Source organism: Flammeovirgaceae bacterium (assembly GCA_015180985.1).
GTDB lineage: Bacteria > Bacteroidota > Bacteroidia > Cytophagales > Cyclobacteriaceae > UBA2336.
Map to the genome: position 1 here is coordinate 1,213,475 of CP054185.1, position 17,138 is coordinate 1,230,612.

Annotated in this window: 17 protein-coding genes; 10 read left to right on the top strand and 7 right to left on the bottom strand. The window is 46.9% G+C overall.

Annotated elements, in window-relative coordinates; all coding sequences use genetic code 11:
- Positions 1-76 precede the first annotated feature (76 nt).
- Positions 77-967, top strand: coding sequence for a hypothetical protein (locus tag HRU69_05775; GenBank protein ID QOI97030.1), 891 nt, complete (start codon positions 77-79; stop codon positions 965-967).
- A 14-nt stretch (positions 968-981) separates the two neighbouring features.
- Here HRU69_05775 and HRU69_05780 read toward each other — a convergent pair whose 3' ends face one another.
- Positions 982-1,707 (bottom strand): superoxide dismutase, encoded by a 726-nt coding sequence (locus tag HRU69_05780; protein QOI97031.1) that lies wholly within the window; start codon positions 1,705-1,707, stop codon positions 982-984.
- A 91-nt stretch (positions 1,708-1,798) separates the two neighbouring features.
- On the opposite strand from HRU69_05780, the gene HRU69_05785 reads away from it, so the two are divergent.
- Together HRU69_05785 and chrA are read left to right on the top strand one after the other, a co-directional pair.
- Positions 1,799-2,773 carry an isopenicillin N synthase family oxygenase gene (locus HRU69_05785; protein QOI97032.1) on the top strand — a complete coding sequence of 325 codons (975 nt, stop codon included), beginning with the start codon at positions 1,799-1,801 and terminating at the stop codon, positions 2,771-2,773.
- A 21-nt stretch (positions 2,774-2,794) separates the two neighbouring features.
- Positions 2,795-3,982, top strand: coding sequence for a chromate efflux transporter (chrA, locus tag HRU69_05790; GenBank protein QOI97033.1), 1,188 nt, complete (start codon positions 2,795-2,797; stop codon positions 3,980-3,982).
- Between the two features lie 52 nt (positions 3,983-4,034).
- Here the strand turns inward: chrA and HRU69_05795 are convergent, their stop codons facing one another.
- Together HRU69_05795 and HRU69_05800 are read right to left on the bottom strand one after the other, a co-directional pair.
- Positions 4,035-4,712: an energy transducer TonB gene (locus tag HRU69_05795; GenBank protein ID QOI97034.1), complete on the bottom strand. Its 678-nt coding sequence runs from the start codon at positions 4,710-4,712 to the stop codon at positions 4,035-4,037.
- A gap of 69 nt (positions 4,713-4,781) precedes the next feature.
- Positions 4,782-5,510, bottom strand: coding sequence for a hypothetical protein (locus HRU69_05800; protein ID QOI97035.1), 729 nt, complete (start codon positions 5,508-5,510; stop codon positions 4,782-4,784).
- Between the two features lie 65 nt (positions 5,511-5,575).
- On the opposite strand from HRU69_05800, the gene HRU69_05805 reads away from it, so the two are divergent.
- Positions 5,576-5,980, top strand: a complete 405-nt coding sequence (locus tag HRU69_05805) for an OsmC family protein (GenBank protein ID QOI97036.1) — start codon at positions 5,576-5,578, stop codon at positions 5,978-5,980.
- Here HRU69_05805 and ytxJ read toward each other — a convergent pair.
- From ytxJ to HRU69_05820, 3 genes are all read right to left on the bottom strand, one after another.
- Positions 5,970-6,305, bottom strand: a complete 336-nt coding sequence (gene ytxJ, locus HRU69_05810) for a bacillithiol system redox-active protein YtxJ (GenBank protein ID QOI97037.1) — start codon at positions 6,303-6,305, stop codon at positions 5,970-5,972. The two genes, HRU69_05805 and ytxJ, sit on opposite strands and share 11 nt — an antisense overlap.
- Before the next feature lie 2 nt (positions 6,306-6,307).
- Complete coding sequence (locus HRU69_05815; GenBank protein ID QOI97038.1) at positions 6,308-8,773, bottom strand: hypothetical protein; 2,466 nt, start codon at positions 8,771-8,773, stop codon at positions 6,308-6,310.
- A 65-nt stretch (positions 8,774-8,838) separates the two neighbouring features.
- On the bottom strand, positions 8,839-10,818 hold the full coding sequence (locus tag HRU69_05820) for a dehydrogenase (GenBank protein ID QOI97039.1): 1,980 nt from the start codon (positions 10,816-10,818) through the stop codon (positions 8,839-8,841).
- Between the two features lie 88 nt (positions 10,819-10,906).
- Here HRU69_05820 and HRU69_05825 point away from each other — a divergent pair, with 88 nt between their 5' ends.
- Genes HRU69_05825 through HRU69_05840 form a run of 4 tightly spaced genes read left to right on the top strand, consistent with a single transcriptional unit; the run spans position 10,907 to position 13,287 of the window.
- The gene (locus HRU69_05825; protein QOI97040.1) at positions 10,907-11,146 is read left to right on the top strand and encodes a hypothetical protein; all 240 of its coding nucleotides are present in this window, start codon (positions 10,907-10,909) and stop codon (positions 11,144-11,146) included.
- Positions 11,146-11,562 (top strand): PIN domain-containing protein, encoded by a 417-nt coding sequence (locus HRU69_05830; GenBank protein QOI97041.1) that lies wholly within the window; start codon positions 11,146-11,148, stop codon positions 11,560-11,562. The genes HRU69_05825 and HRU69_05830 overlap by 1 nt, the downstream gene beginning before the upstream one ends.
- 1 nt (position 11,563) lies before the next feature.
- Entirely contained in the window at positions 11,564-12,811 is a 1,248-nt protein-coding gene (locus HRU69_05835) for an insulinase family protein (protein QOI97042.1), read from the top strand.
- Positions 12,808-13,287 (top strand): 2-C-methyl-D-erythritol 2,4-cyclodiphosphate synthase, encoded by a 480-nt coding sequence (locus HRU69_05840; GenBank protein ID QOI97043.1) that lies wholly within the window; start codon positions 12,808-12,810, stop codon positions 13,285-13,287. Before HRU69_05835 ends, HRU69_05840 begins: the two co-directional genes overlap by 4 nt.
- 5 nt (positions 13,288-13,292) lie before the next feature.
- Here the strand turns inward: HRU69_05840 and HRU69_05845 are convergent, their stop codons facing one another.
- On the bottom strand, positions 13,293-14,348 hold the full coding sequence (locus HRU69_05845; GenBank protein QOI97044.1) for an AI-2E family transporter: 1,056 nt from the start codon (positions 14,346-14,348) through the stop codon (positions 13,293-13,295).
- A 36-nt stretch (positions 14,349-14,384) separates the two neighbouring features.
- Here HRU69_05845 and mnmD point away from each other — a divergent pair, with 36 nt between their 5' ends.
- Positions 14,385-15,044: a tRNA (5-methylaminomethyl-2-thiouridine)(34)-methyltransferase MnmD gene (mnmD, locus tag HRU69_05850; protein QOI97045.1), complete on the top strand. Its 660-nt coding sequence runs from the start codon at positions 14,385-14,387 to the stop codon at positions 15,042-15,044.
- 74 nt (positions 15,045-15,118) lie between these two features.
- On the top strand, positions 15,119-17,110 hold the full coding sequence (locus HRU69_05855; GenBank protein QOI97046.1) for a S9 family peptidase: 1,992 nt from the start codon (positions 15,119-15,121) through the stop codon (positions 17,108-17,110).
- Positions 17,111-17,138 lie beyond the last annotated feature (28 nt).

The following is a 17,138-nucleotide window of genomic DNA, read 5'->3' on the forward strand; positions in this document are numbered from 1 at the left end:
ATGCGCTGACCCTGATCATGTAGAAAGGTAGCTTTTTTGATGTACTTTAGCAATGACCAAGATAATAGGTTCTAAAATGAAGGCGATCTTATTCATTTCTTTCATAGTGGCATTTTATTGTATACTGCCATCGGGTTTTGCTCAAAGTCAGGATACCACACCTTACCGGATTGAAACAAAGGATGGGAATGAATTTATTGGCCGGATTATTCAGCAGGATCAAACCACCATCCGGCTACAAACTGAAAAGCTGGGTGAAATAACAATTCAGAAAGCCGACATTAAAAGCATGGTTGCAATTCAAACAAAGCAAGGAAAAGATGGCAGGTACTGGTTCGATAATCCGCAGGCCACCCGGTATTTCTGGCAGCCTAACGGGTATGGACTTAAAAAAGGCGAGGCCTATTATCAAAACATATGGATTTTCTTTAACCAGGTTAGCGTAGGCGTTACTGACCACTTTAGTGTTGGGGCGGGCTTAATGCCGTTGTTTCTATTTGCGGGTGCATCCTCGCCCGCCTGGTTGACTCCGAAATTCTCCATTCCTGTTGTCAAAGATAAATTTAATTTGGGGGCAGGCGCATTAATAGGGACTGTGCTGGGCGAGGAGAACTCAGGCTATGGTATTACTTATGGAGTAGCCACTGTTGGCTCGCGCGATAAAAATTTCAGTTTTGGTGTGGGCTATGGCTATGCCGGAGATGACTGGGCTCAAACTCCAACGTTCACGTTAAGTGCTATGATTCGGACAGGTGAACGAGGCTATTTAGTTACTGAGAGTTACTATATCGGCTCCAGCGATGCCTCGTTGATGTTGTTTTCGGTTGGTGGAAGAAGAATCGTAAAACGGGTTGGAATTGATTTTGCGTTAATAATTCCATCGGAAACGGGAGGCGAACTGTTTGCCTTCCCAATCCTGGGTCTCACGGTTCCGTTTGGTAATGTGCCCGGCAATGTGGTTAAGTGAGTGTGTACAGCGGTTTAACTTAATCGTTTACCCACCTCATCCCAATTAACAACACTCCACCAGTTTGCCACGTATTCGTTTCGCTTGTTCTGGTATTTCAGGTAATAAGCATGCTCCCAAACGTCCAAAGCTAAAAGGGGTGTGCCTTTTAGTTCACTACTATCCATCAGCGGGTTGTCTTGGTTTGGTGTGGATCCGATTTTCAGTTTGCCATTATCATTTACGAGCCATGCCCAACCGGAGCCAAACCGGCCCATGGCGGCCGCAGAAAATTGTTCCTTAAATTTTTCGAATGACCCAAAGGCATTACTTAGTGCATCGGCAACTTTTCCGGCAGGGGCACCACTACCGCCAGGCTTCATAACCAGCCAGAAAAAATTGTGGTTCCATGCTCCACCTCCGTTGTTACGTGCCTTCGCTGAAAGACGCGAGGTGTTGGCAAAAAATTCAGTTTCCGAAGCATAGGCAATACCTTCAGCCGTAATAGCCTCATTTACATTTTTCACATACGCAGCATGATGGCGGCTGTAATGAATCTCCATGGTCAAGGCATCAATTGCCGGCTCCAACGCTGCATAGGCGTAGGGTAGGGTAATTTGCGAGAAAGTCAATGCCGGAACTGAAACAGTTTTTGCGGTAGCAGTTGCACTACAGGCCGTTTCGGCCATGATTGGCGGGGCTGCTGTGGCTACCAATGCGGCTTTAACGGCAGTTTCAATAAATTCTCTCCGGGTTTTCATAAACTGAGTTATTTTAAATCACGTAGTTTCTTTTACAAAAGTCAATTTACCTAAAATTCCGTAGCTTGCATATAGCCCTAACACCAACCTTATGAGCGATATACTGTACGAGCAGATCCCCTCATTGGATTTAGCTGACTTTACCGGCAGCGACTTGGTAAAGAAGAAAAAGTTTGTTGCCGATCTAGGCTCAGCCTATAACAATATAGGCTTTGTGGCTATCCGCAACCATTACCTGTCCGATGACTTATCCGAAAAACTGTATGCCGTTATTAAAAAATTTTTTGCCTTACCGGATGCAGTAAAGCAGAAGTACGAGATACCCGGCCTGGCCGGCCAACGCGGGTATGTGGGCAAAGGTAAAGAACATGCCAAAGGAAGAAACACCGGTGACCTGAAAGAGTTTTATCACATCGGGCAGGAGGTAGAGGATGATGACCCAATTAAAAGGGAATATCCTGCCAATGTTTGGCCCGATGAGTTACCTGAATTTAAAGAAATCGGCTTGGAAGTTTACCGCAGGCTGGAGAAAACCGGTGTCTATATGCTTCGGGCAATTGCCCTTTATCTTGGTCTGCCCGAAAATTATTTTGATGACAAAGTGCGTCATGGCAACAGCATTTTGCGGCCTATCCATTATTTTCCCATTACCAACCCAGAGGCAGTGCCAGCTGATGCGGTACGCGCTGCCGAGCATGGCGATATTAACCTGATTACTTTACTGATGGGAGCCAGTGCAGATGGACTGCAGGTGTTGCGCAGGGATGGGAAGTGGATACCCATTACGGCTTTGCCCGAGCAGTTGGTGGTGAACGTTGGCGATATGCTGGAGCGACACACCAATAAAAAGCTTAAGTCTACCATTCACCGGGTGGTTAATCCCCCGCGCGATAAAATGAATACTCCCAGGTATTCCATTCCGTTTTTTATGCATCCGAGAAGTGAAATGAGTTTGGCTGCAATTCCATCCTGTGTGGATAAGGACCACCCTAAATTGTGGCCTGATATTACAGCCGGAGAATTTTTGGAGGAGCGCCTGGCAGAAATCGGGTTGAAGAAAAAGTAAACAACCGGCTTTACTTGCGCCATGTACCAGCGTGTCCGATACTACATTTTTCTGCGCGATGTATTGTGGTTGGCATTAACAGCATTCGGAGGGCCGCAAGCTCACCTGGCTCACTTTCAGCGGGTATTGGTAAATAGACGCAAGTATCTTACTGAGGCTGAACTGATGGAGCTTAACTCACTCTGTCAGATACTGCCCGGACCCAGTTCTACACAAACTCTTACTGCAGTTGGGTTTAAAATTGGTGGTCCCAACCTGGCGTACCTTACCTTATTGGTATGGGCATTACCCTCGGTGCTTTTCATGGCCATGATGGGTGTGTTGCTTTCAAACATTCAGGAGAAAAACTGGTCATTGGAATTCACCCGTTTTATTCAGCCTATGGCCGTGGGCTTTGTAAGCTATGCTGCCTATATCATTAGTTTAAAAACAGTTTACACCAAAACCGGAATCGTTTTGATGATAGCCGCTGCATTAGCTTCATACTTTATTCAAACTCCGTTTGTCTTTCCGGTTATCCTGCTGGTATCCGGCCTGGTTACTGCACTCAAGTATAAAGAGCATCCTAAAGAAGCAAAAAAGAAGTTAGAGATTCCCTGGGCAAACTTTTTTTTGTGGATAGGCGTGTTACTATTAGCGGCCGGGCTGGGTGCTGTTACCGGTGCCTTGCCAATTCGGTTGTTCGAAAATTTTTATCGTAACGGCAGCCTGATTTTCGGAGGCGGACAGGTGCTGACACCATTGCTTTATACCGAGTTTGTGCAGTACGCCCCCAAGCAATACCTAACTTCGCAAGAGTTTCTTTCAGGCTATGCGGTTGTGCAGTCGCTGCCCGGGCCCGTGTTTTCATTCAGCGCTTTTATCGGTTCGCTGGCTATGCGCGAGTATGGCTTTGCCGGTGAACTTGTCGGTGCGTTTATGTCGGCTGCGGGAATATTTTTGCCGGGTACTTTTTTGATATTTTTTGTTATCCGCATCTGGGATAGTTTAAAAAAATACCGGGCAATCCGGGCATCACTGGAAGGTGTTACCGCAGCCAGTGCCGGGTTGGTGGCTGCTGCAGCAGTTATTCTGTTTCAGCCCCTACAGAACACGGTGTTGAATTTCTCAGTTACCATAGGCACGTTTGCGGTGCTGGCATTTACCCGAATTCCTTCCCCGATAATTATTCTGTTAGGATTTGCTTTAGGGTTTATTATTAAGCAATAAAAAAAGCCCGGCACTGCACCGGGCTTTGCATTTTGGTTAACGTACCCTCTAATTATCCGAGTTTAAAAATAATCGGTACTACGTAACGTTGGCGCACCGGCTTACCGCGTTGCTTGCCTGGATTCCACGGGGGTGCACTCTGTACCACCCGTACCGCTTCCTCATCGCAACCGGCACCAATGCCTTTTATAGCTTTTACATCTTGTATGGAACCATCGCGGTTAATTACAAACTCCACGAATACCTTACCCTCAATACCCATCCTGCGGGCCTGGGCCGGATATTTCATTTTGTCTTGTACATACTTGTAGAAGGCAGCCATTCCTCCTTTCGGTGTGGCCGATTCTTCCACCACCAGGAAAATCTGGTCAACATCTTCTTTCTCTTCAACCACCGGGGCAATGGTTATTTCTTCAACCTTGGTGTCGGTGGTTACTTCAACGTCAAATTCAACCTTGATATCTTCTTTTATTTCTTCCTCGTCAGGAACCTCAATAATCTGAGGCTGCTGAATTTTCGGGGGGGGTGGCGGAGGTTGCTCCGTAGGGGGTACTTCCAGTATTTCCTCTACCGCATTGGTATTCTTGCCCAGGTTTTTCAGGTCGGTGTCATCGTACGACCGGAATTCGAAGGCCATTACAACGATAATCAACGTGATAACCAACCCGATGTTAAAAAACAACCAGGATTTGTTGGTTAAATCCGCTTTTTCTGTCTTTTTAGGTTCCATAGGTTCAGCAATTTGACAATAGAACGCCAAATATAGAAAAAGGTCACAAACCGGGGATAAGAAAATTGGCTATTTCCGGGTACCGTAAAATATCGTCAGATAAAGGGTGGGAAAAACCGAATATTTTTTGGCGGTAGGGATAAATTCGATGGATTTGGTATAAGCATCAATTAAAAAACCCGCTTCAAAACCTGTAACCGAACTTTTTATATCACCCATTTCAAAGTTCAAGGCTGCTTTAAAGTTACCGCCAAGAACAGCATCCGATTGGCCAAGCCCCTCCAATAATCGTCCGGTACCCCAGATTTGCTCAATGGGAATGCTTAAATCGTATTGTTTGCGTAGGGTTAAAAAACCATTGTTGTCAACGGAATATTCTACATAGTACGGGGCAACCAAACCCAGGCTTGGGCCCGCTGCAAACACGGCCTTTATTTCTACGCCCTGCTGGGGTGCTTTTTTAAATAAGATAAAATCGCGGCCGTACTGAAGCCGAAAGGCATATAGGTAGTTGCTCTTTCCGAGGATGAAGAAGTTGCCCGTAGCGTACGAATTAAATCGAAGTTCCTGAGGGTGTTTAACATTCATTATTTCCAGCCCGTAGGTTTCCAGCATCCGGTCATTCAGTTTGCGGGACTTTTTAAACATAAATCCACCAATCAGGCCGCCTGCTGTATTTTTGTTGATGCCCCATACGAATTCCGACTGGTATTCGTAGCTATCCTGGGTTTGGCTATACGCCAGCCCCGCCAGGGCTGTTAACAATAAAATCAATAATCTGACTAGTAATTCACGCATTGTTAGCAACTTGCCGTGTATTAGTTGGTTTCAAAATAACGCAAAATTTACGGATAAGTTATTGTATGAGTACCCTTACCAATACCTACCAGGGTGGGTTACGCACCACCTTAACACATACCCGTTCGGGGCAATCGTTCATTTCAGATGCCCCACCGGATAACATGGGTAAAGGCGAAGCCTTTAGCCCAACCGATTTGGTTTGCGCGGCCCTGAGTTCATGCATGCTCACCACCATGGGTATTGTAGCTGAACGCGAACAGATTGATATGACCGGCATGAGAACAGCGGTAGTAAAAATAATGGCTTCAAATCCTCGTAAAATTGCTGAAATACAAATAACGCTGTCGCACCCGAACCTGAAAGCTACTGAAGCACAGAAGCAAAAACTCAGAAATACGGCCCTATCCTGCCCGGTGGCGTTAAGCCTTCATGACTCAGTTAAACAAACTGTGGTTTTTAACTTCTGACGGCCTTTAAAAGCTGTTCGTACTGAATTTCGAAGTGCGAGGCGTGGTAAATGGTTTTGCCATTGCGAATGATAAGTGCCTGCGGAGACTCGTGCGGCACGCCAAACAACCCGGTAATCTTATCGGAAATGTTCCGGTAGGAAAGTAAATCGAGAAAGTAGGGTGTAATGCCTCGCATTTCTTCTGTGTTCCAGTTTCTTTCTAACCGGTTAAGTACTGCGTTGCTGATAGAGCAGCGGGTGCTGTGTTTAAAAATGAGGGTTAATTCGCTGGCCTGCTGCAGGCGGATTAATTGCGAAGAATCGGTTAAATAATTCCAGTTCATATTTAGTCGTACCACAAACCCTGCTCGCGTTTGTCAAAGCGCGGTTTTCTGATTTTTTCTTTCAGGTTGTCGGGCTGGGTTTCGTTTTTACGGAATAAACGCGCCCACCAGAGTTTAAAGTTCGTAAGGAAGTCTTTTTCTTCTTTAACATTATTCTTGTTGGTTTTTACAAACTGGGCATCGGGGTGATAATCCTTTTTGCCAAACAGATCGAATTTCCTCATGCGTATGTTACCCTGGTAGTCCGTTACGCGGGCAAAGGCTTTACCGGGTTCGCGCACATTCAAAGCTTCTTTATCGCTGCTGGGGTTGTGCTTGTAATCCCAGGTGAGTTTCGAAACTTTGTAATATTCACTTGCTTTAAGGGAGGTTTTAGATGCTGCAATACCAGGCAATGAACCTTTGGCGGCTAAGGGCTTCGTTTTATAATCGCCCTCTTTCACGCGCACCTGGAGTCCGGTGATTTCTGCATTGTATTTGGAAGGCTTTAACTTTCGCAAGGCTTCTTCGTCAGCATTTTTGTTTTCAACATAGCGTGATCGTTTTACCCGTACCTGGAGTCCATCCACTTCATAGGTGGTTTTATCCGGCCGTGATTTTTTGATGGCTTCGTCAACCTGATTGGGATTCTTTAGGTAGTTTCGTTTAAAGCGCAACAGGCGCGTATAACCGGTAAATTCTTCGCCCTGGTTGCGCATATCAGGGTGCAAATCAAACTGACGGTATTTTCCGGGAAAGCCACCCACTTCCTTGCTCGGTTCTTTTTTGTCTACTTTCAGGTTGCCCTGGTAGCGCCCGGCCCGGGCTGCGCGTTCATCGGGTGTGCGTACAGGAATAGGCTGCTCATTGTTATTCCACAACTTACCACTCACGCTGCCTCCGCCTTTCTTTGGTTGTTTGGCTTTATAAGTTCCGGTAAACTCTTCACCCTGGTTACGCATGCTGGGTTTTAAGTCGAACTGTTTGTATTTGCCGGGAAAGTATCCGAGTTCTTTTTGGGGTGTTTTAACCGGAATGGGCTGTTCGCGGTTGTTCCAGAGTTTGCCGCTTACGCTGCCGCCACCTTTAAGTGGTTTTTTTGCTTTAATGTATCCGGTAAAATCGCCACCCTGTGCATCAAAGGTTTTTCTTCCTTTAATATTTCCCTGGTAGGTATCAATTCCTTTTGCCCCGATGCCGGGTGTTCTTCCCTGAACAGGTGTTTGCCGGTTGTTCCACAGTTTACCGCTCACGCTGCCTCCGCCCTTTAGTGGTTTGCGCGCTTTTATATAGCCAGAAAAATCGCCACCCTGCGCGTCAAAGGTTTTTCTTCCTTTAATGTTTCCCTGGTAGGTATCAATTCCTTTTGCCCCGATGCCGGGTGCGCGTCCCTGAACCGGCATTGTGCCGGGCCGCTTTTCGCCTGAGCGTGTTGCCGACTTATAGCCTCCACCGGGAATCGTTCCTTTGTACGGTTTGTCGCCAAAACGATCCCTTCGTACAGGCAGCGGATAAACCGGTTGGCCTGCTTCAAGTTTGCCGCGGCTTGAGAAGTTCCGGCCGCGTATTCTACGGCCGCTGATGTCGCCTTTCCAAGCGCGACTTTCACGGGTGGCAGTTACATACCGTCCACCAGCCGGGCCTTTGTATGGTTTGTCGCCTATGCGCTTGCGACCATAATAAGGTGTTGTGGTTGGTTTGATAACTTTTGGCCGGGGTGTTTCGTAATTTTTTGTTCGAAGCCTGCGCCCTGAAATGTCACCGGTATAAGCACGTTCACCTTTTTGTTTGCGGTTCCAGAAGCCTGCATAAGGGTTTATGCTTTTGCGGGCGATATAGGCACTGGAGGCAGATGCCGGAACAACCCTGCGGCTACGAGGCGGTTTTTGTAAACTGGCTGAACGCTGATTGCGGGCCACGTAGCTTTTGTTTGAAACTGCCGGTTGCTCTGTTTTACCCGGTTTGCGCGAGGGGTTATGAACAAAGCGGCCGGATTGCGGGTACACGTTGCGTGTGCGGCCCGTGGCTGATCGCACAGTGACGCGTTTTGGTGAAACTGCCCGCCATTTAGTTTGAGGATCTTTTGCATTAGTGCGAACATAAGGCCCTCGCTGTGGGTAAACATTTCGGGTTTGGCCGGTAGCCGTTCGTACCTGAACACGATTGCCTGCGGCATTGCCTTGCCAGGCTTTTTCTTTGCCCGGTGTGCTTTTATAAATCGGACGTAAAGGTTTGCCGGGTTTTCCGCTTTGCGAGGCGCTTGTTGCCTTTGATTTGCCTTTGGGTGTTATGCGTTTTGCGCTGGTGCTTTTGCTCTTTGCTTTCTTGGGTTTGGCTTTGAAACGCGTTTCACGCGAAGGTTTGCCGGGTTCATCACCTTTAGTGTTTTGTGCAAGTAACGGGCTTGCAAACGCCATTGTCACAATCAGAACTATTGCGTAAGGCACGCGTACCTGTGGGTGGATAATATGCTCCTTGACGAGGCTCAAAAAATAGTGATAAAGCAGGCTAAGGTACGAAAAACGCGCAATTTGCCGGATTATAAAACCTTTTGTTAAAACGCCAGCAATTCTTCAATCTTGTTTTTCAGTCGTCCTTTAGGCAAAAAGTTTTGTTCAAGCGTGGAAGCAAACGGGATGGGGGTATCCAGGCTGGCCACACGCATTACCGGAGCATCCAGGCAGGTAAAGCAATGTTCGGTAATCCAGGCACTGATTTCGGCACCAATACCACCGGTTAGCGTGTCCTCGTGCAAGATCATTACACGGCTGGTTTTCTTAACGGATTCATAAACAGTTTCGGTATCCCACGGCAACAGGGTACGCAGGTCGATAATATCTGCTGAAACTCCGGACATGCTTTCCAGAATTTCTTTAGCCCAGTGCACGCCCATGCCATACGTGATGATAGATAAATCGGTACCCGTGGTTACCGTTTTTGCCTTACCGATTTCGAGGGTATAGTAATCGTCCGGTATTTCTTCTTTAATGGATCGATACAATAATTTATGTTCGAAATACATCACGGGATTAGGATCCTCAAAGGCTGCACACAGCAAGCCCTTGGCATCGTAAGGAGTTGAGGGATAAACGATTTTTAATCCCGGGGTATGAAAAAACCAGGCTTCGTTGCTTTGCGAGTGAAACGGACCGGCCGCTGTGCCGGCACCGGTGGGCATTCGCACCACCACATCGGCCTGCTGCCCCCAGCGCCAATGGGTTTTGGCCAGGTTGTTTACAATTTGTGTTATACCTTCTGACACGAAATCGGCAAACTGCATTTCCACCATGGCCTTCATCCCTTTAATGGAAAGCCCAAGACCGGCACCCAAAATAGCCGATTCGCAAATGGGCGTATTTCGTACGCGGTCTTTACCGAATTGCTTTACGAACCCATCGGTAATTTTAAATACGCCACCGTACTCGGCAATGTCCTGGCCCATCAGCACCAAATTATCATGGCGCTCCATACTTTGTTGTAAGCCATCGCTGATGGCATCGATAAATCGTTTTTCTGATTTTTTGTCGGATGAAGGCGTGATAATGGCGCGAGTAAAAGGCGCATAAACATCCTGAAGTTCCTGTGCGGTATTGGGTTGGGGTGGTGTTTCTTCAAAAGCGATAGCCAGGCCGGACTCAATTTCCTTTTTGATTTTTTTTCGGATGGCTTCAGCTTCCTTCTCCGTAAGGATACCCTCGCTAAACAAAAATTTCTCGTAGTTGTCCACCGGATCTTTCTTGGCCCATTGCTCCATCAGTTCCTTCGGCACGTATTTGGTACCCGAGGCCTCTTCATGGCCGCGCATACGGAAGGTGATGCACTCAAGAAGAACCGGCCTTGGATTTTTGCGGATATCTTCGGCAAGTTTTGAAACGGTGTTGTACACAGCCAGTACATTATTGCCGTCTACCTGAATGCCTTCAATGCCGTAACCAATGGCTTTATCTGCAAAGCTTTTACAGCGAAATTGTTCGTGGCTGGGGGTTGACAGGCCATACCCATTGTTCTCAATCACAAAGATTACAGGCAAATCCCAAACGGCAGCCACATTAACTGCTTCATGAAAATCGCCTTCGCTGGTGCCGCCATCGCCATTAAAAACAGCCGTAACTTTTTTCTCTTTGTTCAGTTTGCTGGCCAGTGCAATGCCATCGGCCACACCGTTTTGCGGGCCGAGGTGTGAGATCATACCGACAATGCGGTATTTGTTATTGCCGAAGTGAAAAGAGCGATCGCGGCCCTTAGTATACCCGCCCAGTGTACCCTGCCATTGCGCAAACAGTCGTTCGAAGGGCATGTTGCGCGAGGTAAACACACCCAGGTTGCGGTGCATAGGCAGAATGTATTCGTCAGGCTGAAGGGCCTCGGTTACGCCAACGGCAATGGCCTCTTGCCCGATGCCGCTGAACCATTTGCTGATTTTATTTTGCCGAAGGAGTATCAGCATTTTTTCCTCGATTAAACGGGGTCGCACAAGAGCTTGGTAAAGATGAATGAGTTTAGCGGAGTTGAGATTTTCTTTATCAAAATTCATACACAATAGAAAGTAGCAAAGTTAAGGGCTGAGAACAAACTTGTTTATACGTATATATGGTTTAATTTTGTACGTAGCTTAAGTACGCATGGAAGAAGTTAAATTAACTTTAAAACTTAAAAAGCGAACCATTGAGAGGGGTAAGCGCTTTGCCCGAAAGCAAAAAACGAGTTTATCGAAGATGATTGAAAATTACCTGGATAAGGTAACGCAGCAGGAATCGGATGAACTAACCCCGCTGGTCAGGAGTTTGTCCGGTGTATTAAAAGGTAAGTCACTTGATTACAAACGCGGATACTCCGACTTTCTCGATCGCAAATACAAGTAATGGATCGGGCGTTTGTCGATACGGACATTATTCTTGATTTATTGGCCGAGCGCAATCCGTTTTATAAAAGTGCTGCTATTCTTTTTTCTAAAGCCGATAGAGGCGACATTACATTATGTGTATCAACGCTTAGCTTTGCCAATACACACTTTTTGCTTCGCAAAAAATTTTCGGAACGTGAATCCAGAAAAATTCTAATGGGCTTCAAAACGCTGGTTCATATACTGGCAACAACAGATAAAGTAATTGACCGGGCATTAGCTTCAGGATTTTCTGATTTTGAGGACGCGGTTCAATACTACACGGCTTCAGAAAATAATGTGAACTTACTGCTTACAAGGAACCTTAAAGACTATAAACTTGCAAAGATTCCGGTAATGACGGCTGAGGCTTATATAAAGACAATTGGGTCATAGTATGATTTCGTTTTCTGAGTTTAGACTTGACAACGGGCTACATGTAATTGTTCATGAAGATCCGACCGTTCAGATAGCCGTGCTGAACCTTTTGTACGATGTCGGCTCGCGCGATGAGCGGCCGGATAAAACGGGGTTTGCTCACTTGTTCGAACACCTGATGTTTGGCGGCTCAGTCAACATCCCCAACTACGATGAGCCGCTGCAGTTGGTAGGCGGAGACAATAATGCGTTCACCAACACCGACATCACCAATTATTACTTAACCGTTCCGGCCACGAATATTGAAACCGGCTTTTGGCTGGAGAGCGACCGCATGCTGGGATTATCGTTCAACCCGAAGGTGCTGGATGTACAACGCAAAGTGGTGATTGAAGAATTTAAACAACGCTACCTCAATCAGCCCTATGGCGATGTGTGGCTGAAACTACGGCCGCTGGCGTACCAGGTGCATCCCTATCAATGGGCCACCATCGGTAAAGAGCCTGCTCATATTGAGGGTGCCACGCTTGAGGATGTAAAAGATTTTTTCTATACGCACTACATTCCAAACAATGCGGTACTGGTTGTGGCCGGCAATGTAACGGTTAACCAGGTGAAGAGCTTATCGGAAAAATGGTTTGCGCCCATACCGCGCGGCAAAAAAAAGGAACGGAAGGTGCCGGCTGAACCTGTGCAAAAACGTAAGCGCATATTAGAAGTTGAGGCCGAAGTACCGGCCAGCGCACTTTATATGGCCTGGCACATGCCGGGCCGGTTTCACCCCGACTTTTATGCGGTTGATCAACTGTCGGACATTCTGGGGCGTGGCGAATCAAGCCGGCTGTATTCGCAATTGGTAAAAGAGAAGGAAATATTCACTTCCATATCAGCTTATGTTTTAGGTTCGATTGATCCGGGTTTGCTGGTCATCAGCGGACGATTAAAGAGCGGCATATCCACCAAACGAGGCGAAGAGGCTGTTTTAGGAATTATTGATGAACTAATAAAAAAAGGCATAGAGCAGCCCGAATTACAAAAAGTTAAAAACCAGGCTGAAACCGCCCTTGAGTTTGATGAAGTAGAGGTAATGAACCGTGCCATGAGCCTGGCATTTTCTTCCTTATCGGGTGATGTGAACCACGTTAACCGTGAAAAGGAGGTGATTAACAATGTATCCATCGAAGCGATAATGCAAAAAGCAACAGCGATTTTGAAGGATGAAAATCTTTGTGTGATGCATTACCGTTCAAAAGCAGAAGCAGCATGAATATGCGGATAGGTTTCGGTTTCGATGTGCACCAACTGGAGGCAGGCCGGGAATTTTGGCTTGGCGGCATAAAAATTTCTGCCGATAAAGGTGCTACCGGCCACTCCGATGCCGATGTACTTATACATGCCTTATGCGATGCCTTACTGGGCGCTGCCGGATTGCGCGACATCGGCTACCATTTTCCTAACACCGATCCCCAATGGAAGGGTAAAGACAGCAGACATTTTTTAACTGAAGTAGTGCGCATGCTAAATGCAAAGGGGTGGCGGGTTGGTAATGTGGATTGTACGGTTTGCCTGGAGCGGCCAAAGATCAATCCGCATATACAGTCCATGCGGGCCGTGCTGGCACCCGTGCTTCAAATCCCGGCAGATGGCGTTAGTATTAAGGCTACTACTAATGAAAAACTTGGCTACATAGGTCGTGAAGAAGGCGTATGTGCGTATGCCGTGGCTTTGATTGTAAAAAACTAAGAACATTATTTTGTCGTTCCGCTTCCCAGCAGCATGGACCATGTTTTTAATGAAGGAGTGCGGTCGGCAATTATCTTTATGATGCCTAAAAACGGAATGAAAAGAATTAACCCGGCCACACCCCACAGTATACCTCCGGTAACGATGGCTGCAATGGTAACCAATGCGTTAAGTTTCAGGCGGCTGCTTACGGCAAGCGGAAAGATTACATTCGCCTCCAGGTATTGAACCACTGCGAATACGGCAATAACACCAAGGGGGTACCAGATGGAGTTATACGTAATCCATGAAATGGTGATGGGCAGCAGTGCTGCAATAATGATTCCGAGATACGGGATGAACGTGAGGATAGAGGCCGTAAATCCGAATAAAACCGGGTGAGGAATTCCAATCAGGTAAAGACCTAAACTGTTCAGTACACCTACAATCAGGTAAACCAACAGCATACCTTTAATAAAATTGTAGTAGGATTGGATGCTAAGGTGAAGGATTTCGCGGATTTGCTCCTTGCGCTGCGTTGGAAAAAGCCGGTAAAGCACATTAACCCACCGGTCGCGATGATAAAGAATCAGCACTACGTAAACCGGAACTAAAATAAACAACACACCTGAAATCGTTCCGGCAGAAATGGTTTTCCTGATAAAGCTCATGGTATCCGATCCGGACTGCTGACCAAGATTTTTCAGCCATTCGTTTTGTCGCTCGGCACTGATATTTAGTTCCTGCGTAATCCAGGCACTGAATGCATGGAATGTTTGCAGCAGTTTATCCTGCAAGGTGGTCCACTCTTTAAAGAAACTCAGTAGCTGAAGTGTAAATAACCAGGCGATGGCGCCCATCAAAACAAAAATAATCGACAGACTGATTAGAATGGCAGCCATCTTTTTAATCCGGTGCTGCTCAAGCCATATGCAAACAGGATAGAGAATGCAACTAATCAGTAAGGAAAATGAAAGCGGAATAAAGAGCGGCCTGCCGATGTAAAGTATAACTCCGCCAAAAACAATATATTGTAGGATAAGCAGGGCGGAAACCCGTGCATTTGCTTTACTGAGGTTCATTTAATACCAATGTAACGGAAGGCCCAGTAGGTAACCATGATAGAAATCATCATAACGGAAGACGGATCGCATACTATTAAAAATCATGCACTGAATGAGACCTACCATTCACTGCATGGCGCCATGAATGAGTCGCTGCATGTTTTTATAAAACACGGCCTGGAGTTTTTTCTTGCCCGATCACCTGCAGCGATTGCTGTGCTTGAAGTAGGCTTTGGCACAGGATTGAATGCCTGGCTCACGGCTAAACACCTGGCAGGTACTATGGTTAAACTTCACTACATAGCGCTTGAGCCTCAGCCTTTGGGTGAGTCGGTTTGGTCGCAATTGAATTATGCGACTACAAACGATGATCAGACTTTGTTTAACACCCTTCACCGCGTTGCGTGGAATGAGCCCGTGCCGGTAACTCCTGAATTTGTAATTCATAAGATGCCCAAATCGGTATATGATTTGGAACTGACTCAGGCATGCCTGGACCTTATATATTATGATGCCTTTGCTCCTCAAAAGCAGCCTGAAATGTGGACGAGCAATATACTGGCAAAAGTGGCCGGTTGGCTTAGGCCCGGTGGTGTATTGGTAACGTACTGCGCCAAAGGGCAGGTGAAGCGCGATTTAAAAGCGGCCGGTCTTATGGTCGAAGCCCTGCAAGGCCCCCCCGGAAAGCGCGAAATGATTCGGGCTTTAAAATGAGGAGTTACGTTGATCATTATTTAATTGAAGGTTGTTAGTATTAATCCTATCTTCCTCACCCTAAAGTTATTGCTATGAGACCCGTGCCATTTCTACTCCTTTGTTCAGTGGTTGCATTTGCACAAAGTGCCTGGACTCCCGCTGAAATGATGAAATTCAAGCGGCTGACTTCGGCTGTTATTTCTCCAGATGGCAAGCGCGTGGCCTACACCGTTTCTGTACCTCTGATGGAAGGTGATAAATCGGAGTTCCTCACACACATCTGGGTGGCTTCCACCGATGGTAGCATGAATCGCCAGTTTACATTTGGCGATAAGTCTTGCTCCAATCCGCAGTTTTCGCCCGACAGCCGGTGGCTGGCATTCATTTCTTCGCGCGGCAGCGACCGAACCCAATTGCATGTTATTTCATTAGAAGGCGGAGAAGCAGAACAGGTGACAAACCAGAAAAATAACGTGGGCCAGTTCGCCTGGTCGCCCGATGGCAAACGCATAGCATTCACCATGACTGACCCGCTTACTGAACAAGAAGAGAAAAACAGGAAAGAAAAACGTGATATGGAAATTGCCGATACCTATAAGAACGCACATATCTATACGGTGAGTTTAGCGAAAGATGCGAGGGGTAAATATCCGGTGAAGCGCCTTAGCGGTGGTGATTTTCACGTGACCGATTTAACCTGGTCGCCCGATGGAAAAACAATTGCCTTTGCGCATCAGATTAATGCATCGCTTAACGAGTGGCCTACAACGGATATTAGCACAATACCTGCTGATAGTGGTGCTGTTAAAAAACTGGTGGCGAACAAAGGCCAGGATGCCAATCCCGTTTACTCGCCCGATGGCCAGTGGCTCGCTTTTTTTTCGGGCGGTGATGTTGTTAGTTGGTCGGGAGCCAATGATGTGTACATTGTTCCCGCTACAGGCGGAACACCCAAAAAACTGGCCCCAACATTTGATGGCAGTTTTCAGATTCTATCCTGGGCAGCCGATGGCAAAAGCATTTTTATTTCTGAGGCCTACCGTACCACGCGGGTTGTGTATTCCCTGCCGGTTGACGGCAAGCCGGCTAAAATAATTACACCCGCTGAGGGTATGCACACCAATGCCACCTTTAATAAAGCAACTGACCAGATGGCGTGTATTTACCAAAACTCATCCGTCCCTGCCAATGTGTATGTAATGAGCTTAAAGGATATGAAGCTGCGTAAAATTTCCTCCATCAATGACGACTTTGCCGCTAAGCCTCATGCCAAAACTGAAGTGATTTCCTGGAAATCGAAGGACGGAAAATATATCATTGACGGCTTGCTTACCTATCCGGCTAATTACCAAGCCGGCAGAAAGTATCCGCTTATCCTGAATATTCACGGAGGTCCTGCCGGAGTTTTCACCCAGAATTATACAGGTGCCAGTACCATTTACCCGCTTCAGGCTTTTGCCAGCGAAGGGTATGCAGTACTTCGGCCTAACCCGCGTGGTAGTTCAGGGTATGGTGTTGAATTTCGCCAGGCCAATAAAAACGACTGGGGCTTTGGCGATTATGACGACATCATGGCGGGAGTGGATAAGGTTATTGCTGATGGGCTGGTGCATCCGGACAGCTTGTGCGTTACCGGATGGAGTTATGGCGGTTACATGACGTCCATGATCATCACAAAAACCAACCGGTTTAAGGCCGCCATGGTTGGTGCAGGCGTTACCAACCTGATAAGCTTTACCGGTACGGCTGATATTCCTGATTTCATACCCGACTACTTTGGCGGAGAATTGTGGGATCGCACCGATGTGTATGCCCGGCACTCGGCCATGTTTGCCGTAAAAAATGCAAAAACACCAACGCTGGTAATCCATGGTGAGCGTGATTTGCGTGTACCGATTTCGCAGGGGCAGGAGTTATACATGGCGTTGAAAAGGTTGGGTGTAAAAACACAAATGGTTTCGTACCCGCGTACGCCTCACGGTCCGCAGGAGCCAAAGTTTATCCAGGATATTGCCGAGCGGGTTATTGACTGGTTTAATCAACACAACCGCGGAAGAAAAGCAAAACACACCGATACAAATTGATTTTATGGATCGGATTTTCATTTTTAAT

Bases quoted from the DNA above. Each gene is read 5' to 3' on its own strand.
- HRU69_05775 (QOI97030.1), top strand. From the start codon at position 77: ATGAAGGCGATCTTATTCATTTCTTTCATAGTGGCATTTTATTGTATA.
- HRU69_05780 (QOI97031.1), bottom strand. From the start codon at position 1,707: ATGAAAACCCGGAGAGAATTTATTGAAACTGCCGTTAAAGCCGCATTG.
- HRU69_05785 (QOI97032.1), top strand. From the start codon at position 1,799: ATGAGCGATATACTGTACGAGCAGATCCCCTCATTGGATTTAGCTGAC.
- chrA (QOI97033.1), top strand. From the start codon at position 2,795: ATGTACCAGCGTGTCCGATACTACATTTTTCTGCGCGATGTATTGTGG.
- HRU69_05795 (QOI97034.1), bottom strand. From the start codon at position 4,712: ATGGAACCTAAAAAGACAGAAAAAGCGGATTTAACCAACAAATCCTGG.
- HRU69_05800 (QOI97035.1), bottom strand. From the start codon at position 5,510: ATGCGTGAATTACTAGTCAGATTATTGATTTTATTGTTAACAGCCCTG.
- HRU69_05805 (QOI97036.1), top strand. From the start codon at position 5,576: ATGAGTACCCTTACCAATACCTACCAGGGTGGGTTACGCACCACCTTA.
- ytxJ (QOI97037.1), bottom strand. From the start codon at position 6,305: ATGAACTGGAATTATTTAACCGATTCTTCGCAATTAATCCGCCTGCAG.
- HRU69_05820 (QOI97039.1), bottom strand. From the start codon at position 10,818: ATGAATTTTGATAAAGAAAATCTCAACTCCGCTAAACTCATTCATCTT.
- HRU69_05825 (QOI97040.1), top strand. From the start codon at position 10,907: ATGGAAGAAGTTAAATTAACTTTAAAACTTAAAAAGCGAACCATTGAG.
- HRU69_05830 (QOI97041.1), top strand. From the start codon at position 11,146: ATGGATCGGGCGTTTGTCGATACGGACATTATTCTTGATTTATTGGCC.
- HRU69_05835 (QOI97042.1), top strand. From the start codon at position 11,564: ATGATTTCGTTTTCTGAGTTTAGACTTGACAACGGGCTACATGTAATT.
- HRU69_05840 (QOI97043.1), top strand. From the start codon at position 12,808: ATGAATATGCGGATAGGTTTCGGTTTCGATGTGCACCAACTGGAGGCA.
- HRU69_05845 (QOI97044.1), bottom strand. From the start codon at position 14,348: ATGAACCTCAGTAAAGCAAATGCACGGGTTTCCGCCCTGCTTATCCTA.
- mnmD (QOI97045.1), top strand. From the start codon at position 14,385: ATGATAGAAATCATCATAACGGAAGACGGATCGCATACTATTAAAAAT.
- HRU69_05855 (QOI97046.1), top strand. From the start codon at position 15,119: ATGAGACCCGTGCCATTTCTACTCCTTTGTTCAGTGGTTGCATTTGCA.